Below are 21,195 nucleotides of genomic sequence, written 5' to 3'. Positions count from 1 at the left end.
CATAACGCCGGACCCTGGCCGCGCGTTCGCCTCGCAGTCCGAGTGCCTGAGCAATGCCGCAGAAAAGCAATAACTGACGCCTCTGTCCTGCCCCGGCACCTTATGATCCAGTCCAGCGCATCAAGCGCTGGTCCTCCCAGCACTACACCTGATCACGCGAGAACATGGGTAACTCACCGGGTACGGGCGAAGCCGACCCAACTCCTGACCGCCGGTCGCCGACGCAACCGCCATGGCACGTGAGTCTGGCTTGAATGCTCGGGGAGGCGAAACAGGAGGGAACCAGAGCATGATCGAGCACCGTGGCGGAGCGCCCGCGGACATCGGGCGAGCGACGGCACCGGGTTCGGTGGTGGCGCTGGTGGACGCGGCATCCGGGGTGGAGCGCGAACTCATCGGCACCTGGTTGGCCGAGGGCGGTATCGCCAAGGAATTCGGCACCGATGCCCCGATCACCCAGTTGGATCTGGACGCGGGCGCCATCGCTACCCGACTGGTCGGCAGGCACGATGATCCGCTGGTGGTGCCGGTGCGCGTGCTCTGGCTGCCGCCGGAACGCGACGGCGTCCGGCGGATCACCTTCGCGGACATGGCGCTGCTGACCAACCCGCGCAAGCCGAACCGGCTCGCACAGCGCAAGCTGGTCGGCCAATCGAACCGGCATGTGGTGCTGACCGGGCAGCCCGCGCTGCTCAGCGAACTGCGCACGAACCACCCGGAGGCCGCCGCGCTCGTCACCAAGGGCACGGGCGAGCCGTTCGCCCGCGCCATCGTGCGCGCCGCGGTGGTGGCGCTGGAGCGCGCCGAACGCACCATCATCGGCGACCGGTACAAGGTGCCCCGGCTGGTAGCCGAGGAAATCATGGACTCCCCCGACTTCGTGCGCAGGCTCGAGCTCATCGCCGACCAGATCGGCGCGGCCCCGCACGAGGTGTATCGCCGCGCGGAGAAGGCGTTGAACGAACTCGTCGCCGCGCAAAGCAGATTGGTCTCCGACCTGTTCACCCAGGCGATGCGGCCGATCCACGCGTCGACCTGGAAGGTGGACTCCGACGATTCGGGGCTGGCCGCGCTGCGCGATCTCAACCGCCGCTACCCGCTGGTGTTCCTGCCCTCGCATCGCTCCTACGTCGACGCGTTCGTGCTCGGTGATGTGCTGGCCCGCAACGACTTCCCGCCCAACCATGTGATCGGCGGGGCCAACCTCAGCTTCTGGCCGATGGGGCCGATCGCCCGGCGCACCGGAACCGTGTTCATCCGGCGAAGTTTCGGCGACGACGAGGTGTACAAGGCGGTCGTCGAGGAGTACTTCGCCTTCCTGCTGGCCAAGCGATTCAACCTGGAGTGGTACTTCGAAGGCGGCCGCACCCGCACCGGCAAGCTGCGCCCGCCGCGCTACGGACTGCTGAATTACCTTGCGGCGGCGGTGCGTGCCGACCGGGTCGAGGACGTCATGCTGGTTCCGGTGTCGATCACCTACGAGCGGCTCAACGAACTCGGCGCCATCGCCACCGAACAGGTCGGCGGCCGCAAGAAGCCCGAGGGTCTCGCCTGGCTCGCGCGTTATATCCGGAGCCAGCAGCATTCGGCCGGACACGTGTATGTGCGGTTCGGCGCACCGCTTTCGGCGCGGGACCGGCTCGCGGCACATGGTGACCCGCTCGTCACACCACCGTTGACCATCCCGCTGCATCGCACCGAGCCCGCGCCCGCCGGACTCACCGAGACCGGTCAGGGCGAGCCGGACGCACCCGAGGTCGCCGAGCTGGAGCGTAAGGCCGTGCAGCGGTTGGCGTTCGAGATCGCCGTCGGGATCAACGCGGTCACGCCGGTGACGGTGAACGCGCTGGTCACCCTCGCACTGCTCGGTGTGCACGAGCGCGCGCTCACCCTCGGTGAGGTGCGCACGGTGCTGGCTCCGGTGCTCGGCTACATCCGCAAGCGCGAGCTGCCGCACGGCGAGCTGGACACCTTGCAGGACGATCAGGGTCTGGCCGTTGTGCTGGAACAGCTTTCGCTGGCGAAAGTGGTGACGGTCTACCGCGGCGGGTTGGAGCCGGTGTACTCGATCGAGGCCGGCGCACACCTCGAGGCCGCGTTCTACCGCAACAGCGCGGTGCACTGGTTCGTGCACCGCGCCATTCTCGAACTGTCCATCCTGGCCGCGCTGGACAGCGACGGCGCCGACCAGCTGAGCACCGGCTGGGACGAGGCGTTCCGGCTGCGCGACCTGTTGAAGTTCGAGTTCTTCTTCCCCGAGCGGGCCGAGTTCGCCGAGCAGATCACGGCGGAGATGCTGCTGCTGGATCCGCAGTGGCGCAGCCACACCCGCGACAACACGCTCGGCTCCGAGGTGATGGCCAAGCTCACCGACTCCGGCTTCATGATGGCGCACCGCGTGCTCCGCTCGTTCTTCGACGCGCAGTTGGTGGTGGCCGAGCGACTGGCCGACCGTGACCCCGAGATCGAGCTCGATCGCAAGCAGTTCATCGCCGAATGCGTCGCGGTCGGCAAGCAGATGATGCTGCAGCAGCGGCTGCACAGCCCGGAATCTGTCTCCACTGAATTGTTCACCAGCGCACTGAAACTCGCCGACAACTACGGTCTGCTCGAACCGGTGTCGAACGACTCGGCCAAGCGCAGAGCGGAATTGACCGAGCGCCGAGTGGAATTCGCGGATCGGCTGCGCACCATCGGCGCACGCATCTCGCAGGCGGCCGCGCTCGATCCGTCCAACCGGGAGACTCGGTGAACAGTGAGCTGCACGCCGCGACCGAGGCGATCCGAACCGGTCCGCAGGGTCCCGAGGTGGCCGCGATCTTCGACTTCGGCGGGACCGTCGTCAGCGGGTTCAGACGGCCGAGGCTGTTTCGCCGCCGCAGTGTCGAGGCCGTCCTGCTCGGCGGGATCCGCAACGGCACCACCGACGGTGAGTACGGGCGCTACCTGCACCAGCTCACCGCGGCGCTGGCGGGCAAACCGGAGGACGAACTGGCCGCGCTGGGCGAGCGGCTGTTCCGGCGCACCGTTTACGGCCACCTGTATCACGAAGCATGGCAACTGATCCGGACCCATCAGGCGGCCGGGCACACCGTCGTGCTGGCGAGCTCGCTGACCCGCTTCCAGGTCGTCCCCACGGCGGCCGCGCTCGGCATCGAGCAGGTGCTGTCCACTCCGATGGCGACCCAGGACGGCGTACTCACCGGTTACGTCGACGGCAAGACGCTGTGGCGCAACGGCAAGGCCGAAGCCGTCCGCGAGTTCGCCGCCGACAACGTGGATCTCGCGCGCAGCTACGCCTACACCGCCAACGCCGCCGATCTGCCGCTGCTCTCGCTGGTCGGTCATCCGACGGCGGTGAACCCCGATGAGCAGCTGACCGCTGTTGCCGCGGAACATGATTGGCCGACGCTGCACTTCCGGCCTCGGCAAGGCCCGCGCCCCGCCGACTACGTGCGCACCACAGCGGGTTTCGCCGGACTGCTCGGCGGCGCGTTCTACGGTGTCGCGGCCAAGTCGCCCACCAGGGACCGTCGGCAGATGGCCGACGCGCTGCTCGAGCACGCCGCGGGAAACACCCTGAGCATCGCAGGCGTGCACCTGCGGGTGACCGGAGCCGCCAATGCCCGCGCGCCCCGGCCCGCGGTGTTCCTGTTCAACCACCAGAGCCAGTTCGACATCATCATCGTTCCCGAGGTGCTCAACGGCGGCGTCACCGGAATCGGCAAAAAGGAGTTGACCCGCAACCCGGTCTTCGGCCCGCTGATGCGCTTCGTCGGCGTCACCTTCATCGATCGCTCCAGCACCGACAAGGCCAAGGCCGCGCTCGCGCCGGTCGTCGACACCTTGCGTGGCGGACTGTCGATCGCCGTCGCCCCCGAGGGAACCCGTTCGTACACACCGGATGTCGGGCCGTTCAAGAAAGGTGCGTTCCACATCGCCATCCAGGCCGGGGTGCCGATCATCCCGATCGTCATCCGCAATGCGGGCGAAATCTGCTGGCGCAACTCGATGGTCGCGCGCCCCGGCACGGTGGACGTCGCGATCCTCGACCCCATCGACGTCAGCGGCTGGGATCCGAACGACATGGACGACGAGGTCGCGGCGGTCCGGCAGCTGTACCTGGACACGTTGCTGAACTGGCCGGAGCCCGACGCGGGCTGACCGGCGCTCGCGCGAACCCCGTTGCGCTGCCCTGCATTCCACTGCGGCGCATTTTCGCCTGTGATCCAGGCCACTCAACTCTCAGCTTGACCTAAACAATTGTTCAGGTTCCACCATTGTTCTCAGTACCAAGCACACAGCTTCGGATGAGGAGAACATCATGACCACCACGCAAACCATCGCCCCCACCCTGCGCATCCCGGCGGTCAACCGTCCGGTCGCCGTCCTCGGCAGCGTCGTCGTCGCGGTCGCCGTCAACCTCGTCGTCTGGCTGATCGGCAAGGCGGCGGGCGGCTCGTTCGAGGTGGTCGACAAGGGCGTCACCACCTACATCGGCGGCGGCACGGTGATCATGTCGTCTGCGGTGCCGCTGCTCATCGGCATGACTCTGGCCGCGCTGCTTTCCTACCGCTGGGTCGGCGTGCTGCGGGTGGCTCAGGTAGTCGGCAGCGTGCTCGCCGTGGCGACCATCGGACTGACCGTCACCGCCGGGCTGGACGCAGCGACCACCGTCGCATTGTCGGTCATGCACCTGGTGCTCGCACCGGTCATCATCGTCGGACTGGAGGCGCTGCGTCGCGGACTGACCGCTTGATCCGCCACGAACCACACAGGGCCCCATCTCCATTGCGGAGATAGGGCCCTGTGTGGTTGTTCGGTGGTGTGCTCAGACCGACTTGCCGAAGAGCAGCTTCCACGGCATCAGCGCCGACTCCAGCTGCACCTTCAGGCTCATCTTGGAGGCGCCCAGGGTGCGCTCCTCGAAGCGGATCGGCACCTCGGCGATCTCGATGCCCCGCTTGACCGTCCGGTAGTTCATCTCGACCTGGAACGAATACCCGTTGCTGCGGATCGACGCGACGTCGATGGCGCGCAACGTGTCCGCCTTCCACGCCTTGAACCCGGCGGTGGCGTCCTTCACATGCAGCCGCAGGATCAGGTTCACGTAGAAGTTGGCCCACGCCGACAGCGCCTTGCGGTGCCACTTCCATTCCTCGGCCGTGGACCCGCCCGGCACGTAGCGCGAGCCGAGCACCACGCCGGCGTCGGTGGTCGTCAGCCGCTCCAGCATGGCCGGAATCACCTCGGCCGGGTGCGACAGGTCGGCGTCCATCTGGATCACCACGTCGGCGCCTTCGTCCAGCGCCCGGGTGATCCCGGCGATGTAGGCCCGGCCCAGACCGTCCTTCTCGGTGCGGTGCAGCACGCCGACCACGTTCGGCAGCTCCGCGGCCAGCTTGTCGGCGACCTCACCGGTGCCGTCCGGTGAACTGTCGTCGACCACGAGCACGTGCAGGTCGGGCACCGGCAGCGCGGTGAGCCGCGCCACCGCAACCGGCAGATTTTCCCGCTCGTTGTAGGTCGGCACAACAACGGTAACCCTCAAGGGTCGCCCTCCCTGCTGATCCTGGTCCAGCCCGCAGCCCACGTCAGGACCACCGAGCATTCGTCTGAGTTCTGAGAAACCGTACTTGATGGACCTGAACAGGGCTCCCTCGCCTCTCCGGGCCTCAGGCCCGGCTCAGCAGGCGCCGGAGCGGCATCGGCGACGCGCGATAGTCAGCCGGTACCCGCCGAGTTACCCCGGTTCGAACGAAATCGGTTGCCACTCAGCACATGCGAGAAAGCGCCCGGTCACCGTCGCGTCAATCGGAGTCCGCGGCATCCGCCTGCGCATTGCGCGCCTTCACGATCTCCAATGCCCGCTCCGCGGTCGCCTGGTCCGGATACGGCCCCATCCGATCCTGGAACCAGCATTGCCGACCTTTCTCGGCCCGCTTGTGCTTCAAGCAGTAATACCAGCGCTCAGCCATGCCTCCAGCATTCCACCGTCAGCCGCCCCCACACTGCTTTTCCAAGATCACGATTGGCGCGCGTGGCACACCATGGTGCGAACTACTCGCGTTTTGCCGCAGCCATGTGCCACTCACGCGAGCTGACGGAAGTTGACCAGCGCGTCGACGAGCAGAATTGCGCCGAACGTCACGAATAGGACCCGTAATGCCGGCGGGGCGTACCGAGTGAGCACACGCACGATCGTGCGGTAGACCCGCCTGGCTCGACTTGTTCTCCTGAGCGAAAGCAACAACACCAGTAGCGGCGGCAACAAAGCAAGCGCACAGTAGGCGACCACGAGCACCGGCCAGAAACTCGGCAACGGATCCTGCGCCGAGATCATCGCTAGTCCAGCCAGATACGGAACCGCCGTAGGCGCCTGCACGAGACCGATTGCCACCCCGACGAATCCGAACAACCACGGCCGCCGCCGCAACACCCCCGCCCACGCCGGCGTCCCCCGCTGCCGAACCACCGGCACCGCACTCACCGCGATCAACACCACCCCCAACCCCAACTCCCCCCAATACCGCACCCCAGGCGTCAACTCGAACGCCACCAACTCGCTCAAGAAGTTCAACCCCAGCACCGTACAGAGCCCAAACCCCGTGGTAACCGCGAAAACCCCCGCAATAAAACTCACCCCACCCGGCACCGGCGACCGCCGCCCCAGCCGACTGTCCGCCACCACCGCCGTAGTAACCCCCACCAACAACACATCCAACGAATCCAGCACCGCAAACCCCGCAAGCGCCAGCAAAAGAGTCACCATGACCCGGCCAGCCTACGGACGGCCTCTCGAACGGGACATCACGCAGGCGCTACTCGCACTTCGCCGCCCGCAAGTCCCACTCGCGAACACCGACTGGCGCCGCCGGGCCATGATGGCGGACATCATCAGCCGCAGCACAAGCGCCAGGATCCAGAACGACACCCAGGCGACCCGCGGGTCTGGGCCCGGCCGGATAGCTCGCCGCGGCGGCGGTCGGACCCGATCTGGCGCATGGTCGAGGCGGCGAGGCCCTTCCACCGATAATGCTGCCGACGACGAACCCACCCGGCGCGTACCAGTCAATTCCGCAGCTGCCCACCAACGCAACCACGGTCCGGGGGTTCGGGGGGCGAAATCCCGCCGAGCACGTTGTAGCCAAATCCGCACCCGCCACCAACGCAACCACGGTGGGCGGGTTCGGGGGCGAAGCCCCACCGAGCACGTTGCAGCCAAATCCGCACCCGCCCACCAACGCCACCACGGTGGGCGGGTTCGGGGGCGAAGCCCCACCGAGCACGTTGCAGCCAAATCCGCACCTGCCCACCAACGCAACCACGGTCCGGGGGTTCGGGGGGCGAAGCCCCGCCGAGCGGGGCGTGGGGGTTGCACCCCCACAAGACACGAACGAAACGAGCCCCGCACGCGCATTCCGCGTGCAGGGCTCGCCTACGAGTGAAGTGGCCAGGGCCGGGATCGAACCGGCGACCTTCCGCTTTTCAGGCGGACGCTCGTACCAACTGAGCTACCTGGCCGCAGGCACCCGAGTTGAATGCCATACGCGAAACGCCGGATTGCTCCGGCGCCTCTTCTGCGACCCTGACGGGACTCGAACCCGCGACCTCCGCCGTGACAGGGCGGCGCGCTAACCAACTGCGCCACAGGGCCTTGCGTACTACCAACGGTCCGAAGACCGTACCCCCTACGGGATTCGAACCCGCGCTACCGCCTTGAAAGGGCGGCGTCCTAGGCCGCTAGACGAAGGGGGCTCGTCTCCGGATTTCTCCGGAACCGGCTTCAACGGCTGTCCGTTGGGAGCCCGGTTAGCTTATGACAGACCGGACTCGTTTCCCAAACCGGCTGGTCAAAGGCCCAAACTGAGCTCTTCGAGCCGTGCGCGTGTGCGCCAGCCGTCGTTGCGGAACTTCTCGGTCCATTCCGGGGTGGCCATGGACTCGACGACGACCTCGAGCGCTTCCTCGAAGCGAGCGCGCAGGTCGATGCCGGTGCCTTGCGCGTCGACCAGGTATCGCTGGCCGGCCAGGGCTGCGGTCAGCGTGCGGGTGAATCGGTCGGCGTCCGCGTCAGCGCGCAGCTGTCCCTGATCGATGGCGCGGACGGTGAGCGCGCGGGTGGCGCGCCCGAGGATCCGTCCGCCACCGCTTTGCACGTCTCGATAGAAGTCCGGTTCGATGATCAACCGGTATTCGGCTTGCACGATGATGTCGTGTTCGAGCCGTAGTGCCATCTCGTCGACCATGCCGTGCATGATGTCCAGTGGTCCGAGATCCGTTCGGCCGAGCCAACGCTCGGCCGATGCGCGATAGCGTTCGACCGCCGTCTCCAGTACGGCGCGCGCGAGATCTTCCTTGGAATCGAAATGGAAGTACATGGCGCCCTTGGTGGCACGCGACCCTTCCAATATGCGGTTGAGCGATGCAGCGGCATAGCCGCTCTTCCCGAACTCAACGGCGGCGGACCTGATAATCGCCGCACGTGTCCGGCGGGCCCGCTCTTGCTGCCGTGCCATGCTCGAAACGCCTCCGAAGCCTACTCGCCGCCAAACAGCCACCCCCAAAGGAACGGGCCCTTGGCGCGAAGTTATGAGTTTTATCAATACTTCAAACCGGGTTTTCGCCCAGTTTCAAACTTTCGGTACGAAAACTTGCGAAAAACCTGAAACACACCAGCTGGTATAGTTTTCCTGCCCGGGTGCACCGCAGGGGGTGCGCACCCGGGTATTCCTTTGTCTCGGATCTGCCTCCTGCGGCGTTGTGTTCAGGGAAGCCGCGATCGGCCGGACCGGTCGCGACAAGTTCGGGCACATCAACGATAAGCCGAATTCCGAATCACCGGACCAGTCGGCGATTCTTTCGGAATTCATCAAGTCGTCACCGTACCCGGAAACTCCATCCGACACGCGGCAAACCGACGAGTCAGGTAACTGACCGGGTCGGTTTACTGTTACAGCAAACATCTCGCAACCAAGTTTCGGCGCATACCCGTTCCCCCAATTCGACAGCGTCGCAGCAACGTTCACCCGAGGAGACCGGCCGACCGGCCCGCCGATCCTCGGCCGCGCGCCTGCCCGCTCACCCCACCGGCGCACGCACCCGAGCTCAGACCCCTCACCCCCCGCAAATCCAAAGACATTGCTAGCCAACATGATTGGATGGTAGCCAATTATCGGCGCGATGAACAAAGTTGGGTACCAAATGTTTACCGACAAGATCGTGCGCCAGACGCCCCGCGTTACCAGGCGCCACAACAAGTCTCGGCGCCGGATTGCCATCACCCGCCGACCCCCGCGCACCGCGGCAGCGGCGAACCCGCGACGCGCCCGCTCCCCCATTTGGGCCATCGCGGCAGCGCCTACTACACTGGCCCACCGCGCCCCTATAGCTCAGTTGGTAGAGCTACGGACTTTTAATCCGCAGGTCGTAGGTTCGAGCCCTACTGGGGGCACTCATCGGGCGCCCGGTTCTACCGGGCGCCCGCTCTCGTTTCCCAGCGGCCGTCATCGCGCCCCCGGCGCGCGGGATCGGAAAGACCGCACTCCCTCTGAGCATTCCCCTACTGTGAGCGCGACAGGGGCAATCCTGGTCTTCCCTCGACAAGGCGGAGCTGATGACTTCCTTCGATGATTTGCTCGCTCAGGTACCCATCGCCCAGATCGCCGCGAAGCTCGGCGTAGACGAGAACACCGCCACCACCGCGGTCCAGGCGGCGCTGCCCACGCTGCTCGGCGGCCTGCAGGCGAACGCGACCCAGCCCGAAGGCGCGGCCTCGCTGGTCGGCGCACTGGACAACCACGGTGGTCTGGTCGAGGGCGCGGGCCAGGTGGACATCGACCAGGTCGACGTCGCGGACGGCTCGAAGATCGTCGAGAACGTCTTCGGCGATGAGAAGAACACGGTGATCAGCGCGCTCGGCGCCACCGAGGGCACCGGCGGCAACGACCTGATCGCCAAGCTGATGCCCATCCTCGCGCCGATCGTGCTCGCCTACCTGGCCAAGCAGCTGACCGGCGGCGGCGGAAACGCCGCGCCGCAGACCCAGCCGCAGGCCGGCAACGGCGGGATCGGTGACTTGCTCGGCGGTCTGCTCGGCGGCAGTAGCAAAAGCGGTGGCATCGGCGGCGCGATCGGCGAGGCGCTGGCCAAGAACGCCGGTGGCGCACTTGGAAACGTACTCGGTGGTCTGTTCGGCGGGAAACGCTGACCGGGGCGAACTATAACGATCTACCCGCGCGTGTGCAGTACAGCACGCTGCGCTAACACTCCTCGGCCCGTGGCGATAATCCCCTCGCTGCGGGCCGAAGCCATACACTCGACAGTGGTCGCCGAACGCCAACGAGGGCGTATGACGTGTATCACGGGGCATCAACAGGCATTCGGATGCGTTTCGCATCACACCTACGGTGCCGTAAGGTATGGCCGCACGGCATCGGTCTACCTTGGGGGGATGACCTGCACGACCGGACGCACAGACTGAAGGGTTCATACATGGCAAGGGATCTGACTCAACTCGAGCTTCTTACGGAGTTGGAGCCGGTTGCCGCAGAAAACGTCAACCGGCACTTCTCCTTGGCAAAGGAATGGCATCCGCACGACTACGTCCCGTGGGATGAAGGCCGCAATTTCGCCGCACTCGGGGGCATCGACTGGGATCCTGAACAGTCCCGGTTGGGCGAGGTCGCGAAAGCCGCCATGATCACCAACCTGCTCACCGAGGACAACCTCCCCTCCTACCACCGCGAGATCGCCGAGAACTTCTCGCAGGACGGCGCGTGGGGCACCTGGGTCGGCCGTTGGACCGCCGAGGAAAACCGGCACGGCATCGTGATGCGGGACTACCTGGTGGTCACCCGCGGCGTCGACCCGGTCGCCCTCGAAGAGGCGCGGATGATCCACATGACCAACGGTTTCGCGTCGCCGACCGAGGCCGACGCGGGCTTCCTGCACTCCGTCGCGTACGTGACGTTCCAGGAGCTGGCCACCCGAGTGAGCCACCGCAACACCGGCAAGGTGTGTGACGACCCGATCGCCGACCGCATGCTCCAGCGCGTCGCCGCGGACGAGAACCTGCACATGATCTTCTACCGCAACATGTGCGGCGCCGCGCTCGACCTGGCCCCGGACCAGACGATCGAGGCCATCACGCTGATCCTGGAGAACTTCCAGATGCCCGGCGCCGGTATGCCCAACTTCCGCCGCAACGGCGTACTGATGGCCAAGCACGGCATCTACGACCTGCGCCAGCACATGGAAGAGGTGGTGCAGCCGGTGCTCAAGAAGTGGAACATCTTCGACCGCACCGACTTCACCGGTCGCGGTGAGGCCTGCCGCGAGCGGCTCGCCGCGTACCTCGACAAGCTCGGCAAGGACGTGGTGAAGTTCGAGGAGCAGCGCGACCGCATGCTCGCCCGCGAGGCCGCCAAGGCCGAACGCCAGATGGCGAGCAGCACCGCGAGCTGAGCTCGCTTCCGATAGACCTCGAGCCGCCGCCCGGACTGTCCGGGCGGCGGCTCGCGTATGTTCGGCTACCTCGCCCTCAGCAATTACCGAGTTTTGAGGTTTATTGCGTCGAAGATCGCTTCGACGCAATAAACCTTCAAACATCGCCGCCGTCGCTGTTTACCGCGCAGGGCGCGGCGTCGATTCCACCGGAATCGGCCATCTTCCAGGTGGAACCAGAAATTTTCGAACTCGGTCGCGTCGTTCGCCGACCGCAGGTTGTATTCGACTCGAACCCATTCGTCACGCCATTGATGGGCCGCTAGTCGAAGCGCCGAATCGGTGATTATCCCGTCGCCCGTACGAGAGCGCTGCGGTCATCGGATTCGGGCGGTTCGGTCCTACCCGTGCGCTCCGGCGGTTTCTACCGTGAGGACACGACGACGGCGTCGGATGCGCGAAGGGACGGGCGAACATGGCAAGGCACCGCTCACGGTGGATGGATGCGGAGATGGACGCGCTGGCCGAACTGTCGCGCGATTTCTTCGGCAAGGAGTGCGCGCCGCACGAGGAGCGGTGGGCCCAGCAGCAACACATCGATCGCGAGGTGTGGTTGCGCGCGGGCGAGCTCGGCCTGCTGTGCCCCAGCATCCCGGAGGAGTACGGCGGCGGGGGCGGCGACTTCCGCTACGACGCGGTCATCGCCATCGAGCAGGTGCGCGCGCTGGCCCCCAGCTTCGGCGGACCGGTGCACAGCACGATCATCGCGCACTACATCGCCGGCTACGGCACCGACGAGCAGAAGAAGACCTGGCTGCCGAAGCTGGCCTCCGGGGAGATCGTCGCGGCGATCGCGATGACCGAGCCCGGCACCGGATCGGACCTGCAGGCGATCCGCACCACCGCGACCGTGCAGGGCGAGGAGTACGTCGTCAACGGCGCGAAGACGTTCATCTCCAACGGTTTCCTGGCCGACCTGGTGCTGGTGGTCGCCAAGACCAACGAGGCGGGCGGCGCGGGCGGTCTGTCGCTGATCGCAGTGGAGACGAGCCGGGAAGGTTTCCGACGCGGGCGCAATCTGCACAAGATCGGCCAGCACGGGCAGGACACCTGCGAGCTGTTCTTCGACGAGGTACGGGTGCCGCGCGCGAACCTCATCGGCGAGGCCGAGAACATGGGCTTCATCCAGCTGATGCAGCAACTCGCGCAGGAGCGGCTGATCATCGCCGTCACCGCGATGGCGACGATGGAGAAGACGGTCGAGCTGACCCTGGAGTACACCAAGGAACGCAGCGCCTTCGGCAAGCCGATCTTCGCGTTCCAGAACACCAAATTCACGCTGGCCGAATGCGATACGGCGGTCACCGTCGGCTGGAGCTTCCTCGACGACTGCATCGAGAAGCACGTCGCCGGCGATTTGGACATCCCGACCGCGGCCAAGGCCAAGCTGTGGCTGTCCGAGCAGCAGAACATCCTGGCCGACCGCTGTCTGCAGCTGTTCGGCGGCTACGGCTACATGGCCGAGTATCCGATCGCGCGGATCTTCACCGATTCGCGGATCCAGAAGATCTACGGCGGCACCAACGAGATCATGAAGGAGATCATCGCGCGCGGGCTCTGAGCGGCCGATATTTCTCCGCCGCATCGTGATTGCCGAATCCGCAATCTATCCTTCGCCGAGCGTCGACACTGGATACAGCGCCGAGGTGGCTGGGATCGACGGGCCAGGCCGCCCCTGCCGAACCCCACGGGCCACAGGGAGGCCGAGAACATGACCAGTGCACCGAATGGCGACGCTCCGCTCAGCGGCAAGGTCGTCGCGATCACCGGCGGAGCGCGCGGGATCGGCCGAGCCACCGCCGAGGCGTTTCTCGGGGCGGGCGCCGCGGTCGCGATCGGCGACATCGATGTGGAGCTGGTCGACAAGACCGCGGTGGAGCTCGGCGCCGACCCGGCGGCCAGGATCATCGGCCTGCCGCTGAACGTGACCGACCGCGCATCGTTCGCCGCGTTCCTGGACACCCTCGAAAAGGAGCTCGGTCCGCTGGACGTACTGGTCAACAACGCGGGCATCATGCCGACCGGACTGTTCGCGGACGAGGACGAGGCGATGACCGACCGGATCGTCGACATCAACCTGCGCGCGGTGATCCACGGGTCGCGGCTGGCCACCCAGCGGTTCCTGGCGCGCGGCAGCGGGCACCTCATCAACATCGCGTCACTGGCTGGGACGCAAGGCTTTCCGGGGCTGGCCACCTACTGTGCGACCAAGCACGCGGTGGTCGGCTTCACTTCCGCGCTGCATCTGGAACTGAAGGAGCACGGCGTGCAGGTCTCGGCGGTGCTGCCGGGCATCGTGCGCACCGAGCTGTCCGCCGGTGCGAACATGCCGGGGTGGATCGAGCCGATGACGACCGTGGATCCCGAGGATGTCGCGCAGGCGATCGTGCGGACGGTGCTCGAGGGCAAGCCGTTGGTCACGGTGCCGCGCAGGCTGGCCGCGATCATCAAGTCCGCGCAGTTGCTGCCGTATCGGGCGCAGCTCGTCGTCGCGCGAATCACCGGGGCGACAACGGCTTACGCCCAGCCCGATCCGGAGATCAGGGAGAAGTATCACCGTCGTTTGCGCGGAGAGTGAGAAGTTGCTGCCCCGAGCCGAATTCGGCGTCCGGGCCGAAGGAGTTCGCTCACCGTGACCCGCCGACCTCCACTTCGCCCGCCGTGGCACCCGATCGCTCGCACGGCAATGCCTCCCGCGGCTGGATTCAGCTCTCCGCCGACGCTGCACCTCGGTAGGAACCGGGCGGGCTCCCGGTCCAGCGCCGGAACGCGCGCCGGAACGCGCTGGGTTCGGAGAAGCCGAGCCGGGCCGACAGCGCCTCCACCGTCTCGTCGCCGCGCACCAGGCTGGCCACCGCGGCGTCCCGCAGGATGTCCTCGCGGATCTGGGTGATCGAGGTGCCCTCCTCGCCGAGCTTGCGGCGCACCGTCTGTGGGCTCATGGCGAGCCGCTTGGCCACCTCGTCCGCGGTAGGCCAGTGTTCACCCGCCCGGCCGGCTGCCGTTGCCCGACCGCCGTGCAGGCCGCGCGCGAGGATCTTGCGCACCTGCTCGGCGAGCGAGGTCCCGTAGTCGCGCCGGGACAGCACGTCTATCGGGGCGTTGCGGGCCCAGTCGATGAGGTCTTCCTCAGTCTTGGTGAGCGGGGCGGCGAGTAGTTCGCTGTCGAAGGTGATCGCCGCGGTGGCGGCCTCGAAGACGAGCGGCGCGCCGAAGACGAGGTCGTAGTCGGCGACATTGCGTGGCCGCGGATAAGGAAACTCGACCTGGCGCAAGGGAACCCGGCGGCCGATGCCCCAGGAGATCATCCGGTGGATCGCCGCGAGCAGGAACACGGTGAGCAGCTCTTCGGCCGCGGCGAGCACGCTGGTATCGAGCGTGCACCGGGTGCGCCCGCCGGCCGTGGTCACCACCATCGGCGGCAATCCGGGCAGCAGTCGCTGGTATTCGCCGAACCGCGCGATCGCCGCACCGAGATCGGGGCAGCCGACCAGGCCGAAGCCGACCAGCCGGGTCGACCCGCGCGGTACCGGCGCCGGACCGAGGCCGAACAGTTCGTCGTCGGTGATCCGCCACAGTTGACGCATGGTCGCGGCCATCTGCTCGACCGTCACCCGCGCGCGATCCTGGGCGAGCAGCTCGGGGGCGACCCCGACGCTGCCGAGCAGCTGGCCGATGTCGACACCTTCGCGCTCGGCGGTGGCGACGGCGGAGCGCACGAAGTCGATCGGCACCGTCCTCGCCGTCACCACTACCTCCTGCGTCCCTGGTCGAGGCGAACCTACCAGGCCGGATGCGGTGAGCGCGGCGGTCACCGAACGTGCGCCGCGCGGTCATCCCGAGCGGCGAAGCCGATTCCTAGCGTTGAGTTATGGGCAACGACGCGACGGCCGAGCGGCCGGACGAGACACAGGGCGCGGCGCTCGTCTGCATGCCGGAGCGCGGGAACTCGCGCGGCACACCGGCGGCGGTGCCGGACGGGACGACCTTCAACCTGGACCGGCTGGGCAGCTGGGGTGCGCGGGACCGGTTCGAGGTGGATCGGGCGCGCACGATCGCCTACGCCGCAGCGACCAACGATCCGATCCGGCAACATCTCGACGGGGTATACGCGCCACCGGTTTTCGCCGTGGTGCCGATCACCGTGATGATGGCCGACGCGGCGATGTCGGTGGTGCCCGACGATCTGATGCTGCGGATCCTGCACGGCAAGCACGACTTCCGGTTCCACCGGCCGATCGAGCCCGGCGAGCTGCTGGAGGTGCGCGCGCGGCCGGTCGGGATCGAGGGCAAATCCTCGGGCGTGGTCGTCACCTCACACATCGAGACCTACAGCGTGCGCGGCGGCGACCTCGTCAACGAGCAGTACTTCGTCGGATTCTTCCGCGGTGGCCGATTCGACGGCGCCCGCGGCGAGCCGAGCCCGGCGCACTCCTTCGAGGAGAACCTGCGGGACCGCGAGCCGGATTTCGTCACCGACCAGACCTTCGACGCGGATCAGACCTTCCGATACGCCCGGGCCGCAGGCGATCCGATGCCGATCCACCTCGTCGACGAGTTCGCCAAGGCGATGGGGCTGCCCGGGATCATCATCCACGGCCTGTGCACGATCGCGTTCGTCTCGCACGCGCTGATCACCCGGATCAGCCCGGACGACCCGACCCGGCTGAAAAGGCTTGCCGTGCGGCTGAGTTCCCCCGCATTCCCGGGACAGACCATCACCACCGCGACGTGGGCGGCCGGCCACCGGGACGGGCGGGACCGCTACGCCTTCGAAACCTCATCGGACAGCGACCGATTCGTCATCCAGGACGGGCTCGCGGAGTTCGAGCCCGCAATCGACAAGGAAACAACATGACCAACAGAGTTTTCGTGATCGGTGTCGGCATGACGAAGTTCGAGAAGCCGGGCCGCCGCGAAGGCTGGGACTACCCGGCCATGGCGAAGGAATCCGGCGGCAAGGCACTCGCGGACGCGGGCATCCGCTACGAGCAGGTGCAGGAGGCGTATGTCGGCTATGTGTACGGCGATTCGACCAGCGGCCAGCGCGCCGTCTACGAGCTCGGGCTGACCGGTCTGCCGGTGGTCAACGTGAACAACAACTGCTCCACCGGGTCGTCGGCGCTGTACCTGGCCGCCAGGGCGATTCGCGGCGGGCTCGCCGACTGCGCTTTGGCGCTCGGCTTCGAGAAGATGCAATCGGGTTCGCTGGAGGCCGGGTACACCGATCGCGAGCAGCCGCTGCTGCGCCATATCGAGGCCTTGGCCCAGCTGCGGGACTTCGCGATGCCGGTGGCGCCCTGGATGTTCGGCGCGGCAGGCGTCGAGCACATGGAGCAATACGGCTCCACCCCAGCGCATTTCGCCAAGATCGCGGAGAAGAACCACCGGCATTCGGCCGACAATCCGTACGCGCAGTTCCAGGACGTGTACTTACTCGACGAGATCACCAGTGCCAAAATGGTTTACGAGCCGCTCGGCCTGACCCGGTTGCAATGCTCGCCGACCTCCGACGGTTCCGGCGCGGCGGTGCTGGCCGGCGAACGCTTCGTGGACGAGCACGGTCTCGGTGACCGAGCCGTGGAGATCGTCGGCCAAGCCATGGTGACCGACCTAGAATCCACCTTCGCCACCAAGACGGCGCGCTCGCTCGTCGGTGTCGACATGAGCGCCGCGGCCGCGCGAAAGGTGTACGAGCAGGCCGGCATCGGCCCCGCCGACCTCGATGTGATCGAGCTGCACGACTGCTTCTCCCCCAACGAACTGCTCACCTACGAGGCGCTCGGCCTGTGCGGTACCGGCGAGGGACACCAGCTGATCGACGCCGGGGACACCACCTACGGCGGGCGGTGGGTGGTCAACCCGTCCGGCGGCCTGATCTCCAAGGGGCATCCGCTCGGCGCCACCGGTCTGGCCCAGTGTGCCGAGCTGACTTGGCAATTGCGCGGCGAGGCCCAGGCCCGCCAGGTCGGCGACGCGAAAGTCGCGCTGGCCCACAACATCGGGCTGGGCGGCGCGGCGATCGTCACCGCGTACCGGCCGGCCGATCGCTGAATTCGGCACTACGCCAATCGCTTTACCGAAGTGAGGAGAACACCCATGGCGCAAGCCAAGGTTTCCAAGGAGTTACCGGCCGCCCAGGAGAAGGTGTGGGCAGTGCTGTCCGACCCGAACCGCTTCGCGGAATGGCTGACGGTGCACACCAAGTGGAAGGAGCCGCCGCCCGCCCAGCTGTCCACCGGGGCCACCATGACCGAGGTGCTCACCATCATGGGGATGGCGAACACCATCACCTTCACCGTGGACGACTACGACGCGCCGAACTCGACGAAGTTCTCCGGTACCGGACTGGCGGGCGCGCGGATCACCTTCACGCTCACCGTTGCGGCCAAGGGCGACAACGCTTCCGAGGTCGGCATCGACGCGGAGTTCGTCAGCCAGATGATGGTCGGCGCCATCGGCGGCGCGATCGAACGCGCCAGCACCAAGGAACTCGACGCCTCCCTCACCAACCTCGCCGGTCTGCTGGCCTGACCGCGCTCACGCACCTCGAAAGGAACGACATGGGTTCGCTGGACGGACGCGTCGCGATTGTCACCGGCGCAGGCCGCGGCATCGGCCGCGCACACGCGCTGCTGCTGGCCGCCGAAGGAGCGGCCGTCGTGGTCAACGACCTCGGCGGGAACAACGAAGGCGTCGGCGCCGACGCCGGACCGGCTCAGCAGGTGGTCGACGAGATCACCGCGGCGGGCGGGCGCGCGATCGCCGACACCGCGAACATCGCCGACTGGGCGGGCGCGAAAGCCCTTGTCGAGCAGTCGATCACCGCCTTCGGTGGACTGGACATCCTGGTGAACAACGCGGGCATCCTGCGCGACGCGTTCATCGCCGCGATGGACGAGGCGCAGTGGGATGCGGTGATCGCGGTACACCTCAAGGGCCACTTCGCGGTACTGCACCATGCCGCCGCGTACTGGAAAGCGCAGTCGAAAGCGGGACAGCCGGTCGCCGCATCGGTGATCAACACCGCCTCCGCCTCGGGCACCTTCCTGCCGAACCCCGGGCAAGCCAACTACGGTGCCGCCAAGGCGGGCATCGCCGCACTCACCCAGGTCGCCGCGCTGGAACTGGAGCGATACGGCGTGCGCGTCAACGCCATCGCCCCCGTCGCCCGCACCCGCCTCACCCTCGCCACCCCCGGCATGGGCGCTATGTTCGCCGCAGAGGTCCCCGCCGGCGAATTCGATGCCTTCGCCCCCGAGAACATCGCCCCCGTCGTCGCCTACCTCGCCCAGGAGAAATGCCCCATCACCGGCCAGGTCTTCGCCGTCCAGGGCGGCGCCATCTCCGCCCTCACCGGCTGGACCGCCACCGGAACCATCGAAACCGACGGACCGTGGCAGCTCGCGGATCTGGCCGCGCGCCTACCTGCACTGGGTTGATCGACTGGCCTCAGCGCACATGCAGAGCTGCTGCGATGTCACCGACTTCGATGTCCGAGCATGTCGTAGCAGTTCTGATCACCAGGTCGAAAGCATCATCGTCGGACAGCGAAGTGCGGTATCCGTTCGCGAGGAGAAATGCTTCGCACGCCACCCAGCCAGTTCGCTTGTTGCCATCCACAAACGGGTGGTTGCATACGATCGAGTGCAACAGCGCTGCCGCCTTGTGATCGACTGCCGGATACGCCTCGACACCGAATGCGACCGTCGCGGGGCGCGCCACCGCAGAGGCGACCAGGCCGACATCGCGCACAGCAGGACTCCCGCCCAGCTGCAGTCCGTTGATTCTGATCACATCTTCGGTGGTCAGGTAGATCATGCGTCCCGCAACCGCGCCAGCAGCTCACTACGCCGGGTCATCACGTCATCCACCGCGTACGCGACAATCTGCCCGTGCGCACGCTCGGTGGCCCACAGCTCTGCGGCCTGAACCAGCGCCGCGTTCAGGCTGATGTGAGCAGCCTCCGCCAACGCGGCCACGCGCGCGTGCACGTCATTCGGCAGGCGAAGGGTCACAGGTGTGGTCGGCTTGGTGGTCATGCCTCCACCATACCGGCAATGGTTGCAATTTGACACCACTCCGGCGAGGGGAAGCGGCAGCTCCGACGCGGTCAATGAGAGACTGGACGGCGTGACGATGACTACCGGAGTGCCGAGCGCGCTGCGGATCGGGCCGTATCCGGTCGATCCGGCGGTGGTGCTCGCGCCGATGGCGGGCATCACGAATCTGGCGTTTCGCAAGCTGTGCCGCGAATTCGGTAGCCCGAGCTCGATCTATGTCTGCGAGATGATCACGGCGCGGGCGGTGGTCGAGCGCAATGAGAAGACCCTGGAGATGATGTCGTTCGACGCCGACGAGTCGCCGCGGTCGATGCAGCTCTACGGCGTCGACCCGGCCACGCTCGCCGAGGCGGTGCGGATCATCGTCGGTGAGGGCTGGGCCGATCACATCGACATGAACTTCGGCTGCCCGGTGCCCAAGGTCACCCGGCTCGGCGGCGGCGCCGCGCTGCCGTACAAGCGGGCGCTGTTCAGCCGGATCGTGCACGCCATGGTGGCGGCCGCCGAACCGGCGGGCGTCCCGGTGACGGTGAAGTTCCGGATCGGCATCGACGACGAACACCTGACCTACCTCGACGCGGGACGCATCGCGGAAGCCGAAGGCGCGCAAGCGGTTGCGCTGCACGCCAGGACGGCCGCCCAGCGTTACTCCGGGCAGGCCGACTGGACCGCCATCGCCCGGCTCAAGGAGGCCGTCACCACCATTCCGGTGCTCGGCAACGGCGATATCTTCTCCGCCGCCGACGCGGTCCGGATGATGGCCGAAACCGGCTGCGACGGTGTCGTGGTCGGTCGTGGCTGCCTCGGCCGCCCGTGGCTGTTCGCCGAGCTCCAGGCCGCACTGCGCGGCGAGGAGCTGCCCGAACCCCCGAACCTCGGCCGGGTCGGTGAGGTGCTGTACCGGCACGGCGCCCTGCTGTCCGAGCACGTCGGCGAGGACAAGGCCATGCGCGACCTGCGCAAGCACATGGCCTGGTATCTGATGGGCTTCCCGGTCGGCGCCGAGCTGCGCCGCTCGTTCGCGACGGTATCCAGCCTCGTAGAGCTGGAAGACCTTGTCGGACAGCTCGATCCGACGGCTCCGTTCCCCAGGGACGCTGAGGGTCCGCGCGGAAGACAAGGCTCCCCAGGCAAAGTCGCGCTGCCGCACGGTTGGCTCGACGACCCACAGGACCCGGCGGTCCCGCACGGCGCCGACGTAATGCACAGCGGCGGCTGAGAACCGAGCGACATCGGCAGGGCTGACACCCAGGCGAAGCGACGGCGAATCGGGTATCCAAACGACACTGTGGCCAATTCGATTTCGTACTCGAGTGGCCCGCCGTGGCGGAATCGTTATCATTGCGGAATCGGTCATGCCGGTCGAGTACGGCCCGAGGCGGCGACGTAGACGAAAAGCGAGGTTCGTTGGTGGGTGACGATCGGCACGGGCGTTCGCCACGGCCCGGAGATCGCGCCCCGTGGGAGCGCTATCCCACGGAGGACAACACCGAGCGAGACGGTGGCCGGTCGTCCCGGCGATCCCGTCATACCGACGCAACGGCAGACCCGGGCGCCGCCCCGCTGACCGTGCAGGATCTGGTGCAGAAGGTGGACAACGAGCGGTCCGGCCGCCGTGGCCGCCGAG

The 21,195-nt window shown here is 67.0% G+C and carries 19 protein-coding genes, 4 tRNA genes and 1 pseudogene; 14 read left to right on the top strand and 10 right to left on the bottom strand.

Features of this window, described 5'->3' with window-relative positions; all coding sequences use genetic code 11:
• Window positions 1-289 precede the first annotated feature (289 nt).
• From NN4_RS35490 to NN4_RS35480, 3 genes are all read left to right on the top strand, one after another.
• Window positions 290-2,752: a glycerol-3-phosphate 1-O-acyltransferase gene (locus tag NN4_RS35490; protein ID WP_147140402.1), complete on the top strand. Its 2,463-nt coding sequence runs from the start codon at window positions 290-292 to the stop codon at window positions 2,750-2,752.
• On the top strand, window positions 2,749-4,164 hold the full coding sequence (locus NN4_RS35485) for an HAD-IB family hydrolase (RefSeq protein ID WP_186818783.1): 1,416 nt from the start codon (window positions 2,749-2,751) through the stop codon (window positions 4,162-4,164). Before NN4_RS35490 ends, NN4_RS35485 begins: the two co-directional genes overlap by 4 nt.
• Window positions 4,165-4,324: 160 nt before the next feature.
• Window positions 4,325-4,759, top strand: coding sequence for a DUF6069 family protein (locus NN4_RS35480; RefSeq protein ID WP_147140400.1), 435 nt, complete (start codon window positions 4,325-4,327; stop codon window positions 4,757-4,759).
• 72 nt (window positions 4,760-4,831) lie between these two features.
• Here the strand turns inward: NN4_RS35480 and NN4_RS35475 are convergent, their stop codons facing one another.
• The 7 genes from NN4_RS35475 to NN4_RS35450 form a co-directional block, all read right to left on the bottom strand.
• Entirely contained in the window at window positions 4,832-5,533 is a 702-nt protein-coding gene (locus NN4_RS35475) for a polyprenol monophosphomannose synthase (protein WP_107654018.1), read from the bottom strand.
• 277 nt (window positions 5,534-5,810) lie between these two features.
• On the bottom strand, window positions 5,811-5,978 hold the full coding sequence (locus NN4_RS45385) for a hypothetical protein (RefSeq protein WP_167768922.1): 168 nt from the start codon (window positions 5,976-5,978) through the stop codon (window positions 5,811-5,813).
• Between the two features lie 113 nt (window positions 5,979-6,091).
• Window positions 6,092-6,772, bottom strand: coding sequence for a GAP family protein (locus NN4_RS35470; RefSeq protein ID WP_147140398.1), 681 nt, complete (start codon window positions 6,770-6,772; stop codon window positions 6,092-6,094).
• A 678-nt stretch (window positions 6,773-7,450) separates the two neighbouring features.
• Window positions 7,451-7,524 (bottom strand) — tRNA-Phe (locus tag NN4_RS35465).
• Between the two features lie 59 nt (window positions 7,525-7,583).
• Window positions 7,584-7,657, bottom strand: a tRNA-Asp gene (locus NN4_RS35460).
• Window positions 7,658-7,685: 28 nt separating this feature from the next.
• Window positions 7,686-7,758, bottom strand: a tRNA-Glu gene (locus NN4_RS35455).
• A 95-nt stretch (window positions 7,759-7,853) separates the two neighbouring features.
• The gene (locus NN4_RS35450) at window positions 7,854-8,519 is read right to left on the bottom strand and encodes a TetR family transcriptional regulator (protein ID WP_147140395.1); all 666 of its coding nucleotides are present in this window, start codon (window positions 8,517-8,519) and stop codon (window positions 7,854-7,856) included.
• Window positions 8,520-9,381: 862 nt separating this feature from the next.
• Between NN4_RS35450 and NN4_RS35445 the strand changes: the two genes are divergently transcribed.
• From NN4_RS35445 to NN4_RS35425, 5 genes are all read left to right on the top strand, one after another.
• Window positions 9,382-9,454 (top strand) — tRNA-Lys (locus NN4_RS35445).
• Window positions 9,455-9,616: 162 nt separating this feature from the next.
• Window positions 9,617-10,210 carry a DUF937 domain-containing protein gene (locus NN4_RS35440; RefSeq protein ID WP_147140394.1) on the top strand — a complete coding sequence of 198 codons (594 nt, stop codon included), beginning with the start codon at window positions 9,617-9,619 and terminating at the stop codon, window positions 10,208-10,210.
• Between the two features lie 284 nt (window positions 10,211-10,494).
• Window positions 10,495-11,466, top strand: coding sequence for an acyl-ACP desaturase (locus NN4_RS35435; RefSeq protein ID WP_107654014.1), 972 nt, complete (start codon window positions 10,495-10,497; stop codon window positions 11,464-11,466).
• A gap of 454 nt (window positions 11,467-11,920) precedes the next feature.
• Window positions 11,921-13,066, top strand: coding sequence for an acyl-CoA dehydrogenase family protein (locus tag NN4_RS35430; RefSeq protein WP_147140392.1), 1,146 nt, complete (start codon window positions 11,921-11,923; stop codon window positions 13,064-13,066).
• Window positions 13,067-13,216: 150 nt separating this feature from the next.
• On the top strand, window positions 13,217-14,083 hold the full coding sequence (locus NN4_RS35425) for an SDR family oxidoreductase (RefSeq protein WP_147140390.1): 867 nt from the start codon (window positions 13,217-13,219) through the stop codon (window positions 14,081-14,083).
• A gap of 127 nt (window positions 14,084-14,210) precedes the next feature.
• Here NN4_RS35425 and NN4_RS35420 read toward each other — a convergent pair whose 3' ends face one another.
• Window positions 14,211-15,254: an AraC family transcriptional regulator gene (locus NN4_RS35420; RefSeq protein ID WP_186818782.1), complete on the bottom strand. Its 1,044-nt coding sequence runs from the start codon at window positions 15,252-15,254 to the stop codon at window positions 14,211-14,213.
• A 122-nt stretch (window positions 15,255-15,376) separates the two neighbouring features.
• On the opposite strand from NN4_RS35420, the gene NN4_RS35415 reads away from it, so the two are divergent.
• The 4 genes from NN4_RS35415 to NN4_RS35400 are packed head-to-tail and all read left to right on the top strand — an operon-like array spanning window position 15,377 to window position 18,947.
• A complete protein-coding gene (locus NN4_RS35415) occupies window positions 15,377-16,363 on the top strand; it encodes a MaoC/PaaZ C-terminal domain-containing protein (protein WP_246181260.1) in 987 nt (328 codons plus the stop codon).
• Window positions 16,360-17,559: a lipid-transfer protein gene (locus tag NN4_RS35410; protein ID WP_147140386.1), complete on the top strand. Its 1,200-nt coding sequence runs from the start codon at window positions 16,360-16,362 to the stop codon at window positions 17,557-17,559. The genes NN4_RS35415 and NN4_RS35410 overlap by 4 nt, the downstream gene beginning before the upstream one ends.
• 45 nt (window positions 17,560-17,604) lie before the next feature.
• On the top strand, window positions 17,605-18,039 hold the full coding sequence (locus tag NN4_RS35405; protein WP_147140384.1) for a type II toxin-antitoxin system Rv0910 family toxin: 435 nt from the start codon (window positions 17,605-17,607) through the stop codon (window positions 18,037-18,039).
• 29 nt (window positions 18,040-18,068) lie between these two features.
• Window positions 18,069-18,947, top strand: a complete 879-nt coding sequence (locus tag NN4_RS35400) for an SDR family oxidoreductase (RefSeq protein WP_147140382.1) — start codon at window positions 18,069-18,071, stop codon at window positions 18,945-18,947.
• A 10-nt stretch (window positions 18,948-18,957) separates the two neighbouring features.
• Here the strand turns inward: NN4_RS35400 and NN4_RS35395 are convergent, their stop codons facing one another.
• Window positions 18,958-19,326, bottom strand: coding sequence for a type II toxin-antitoxin system death-on-curing family toxin (locus NN4_RS35395; RefSeq protein WP_147140380.1), 369 nt, complete (start codon window positions 19,324-19,326; stop codon window positions 18,958-18,960).
• Window positions 19,323-19,547, bottom strand: a complete 225-nt coding sequence (locus NN4_RS45380; protein ID WP_186818781.1) for a toxin-antitoxin system HicB family antitoxin — start codon at window positions 19,545-19,547, stop codon at window positions 19,323-19,325. Before NN4_RS45380 ends, NN4_RS35395 begins: the two co-directional genes overlap by 4 nt.
• 97 nt (window positions 19,548-19,644) lie before the next feature.
• Here NN4_RS45380 and dusB point away from each other — a divergent pair, with 97 nt between their 5' ends.
• The gene (gene dusB, locus NN4_RS35385) at window positions 19,645-20,787 is read left to right on the top strand and encodes a tRNA dihydrouridine synthase DusB (RefSeq protein WP_147140376.1); all 1,143 of its coding nucleotides are present in this window, start codon (window positions 19,645-19,647) and stop codon (window positions 20,785-20,787) included.
• A 191-nt stretch (window positions 20,788-20,978) separates the two neighbouring features.
• A pseudogene (locus tag NN4_RS45865) lies at window positions 20,979-21,195 on the top strand (LCP family protein); the annotation flags it as partial.

It is taken from the genome of Nocardia ninae NBRC 108245, assembly GCF_007990755.1.
In the GTDB taxonomy this organism is placed as follows: domain Bacteria; phylum Actinomycetota; class Actinomycetes; order Mycobacteriales; family Mycobacteriaceae; genus Nocardia; species Nocardia ninae.
This window is presented reverse-complemented; position numbering and strand designations above follow the sequence as displayed.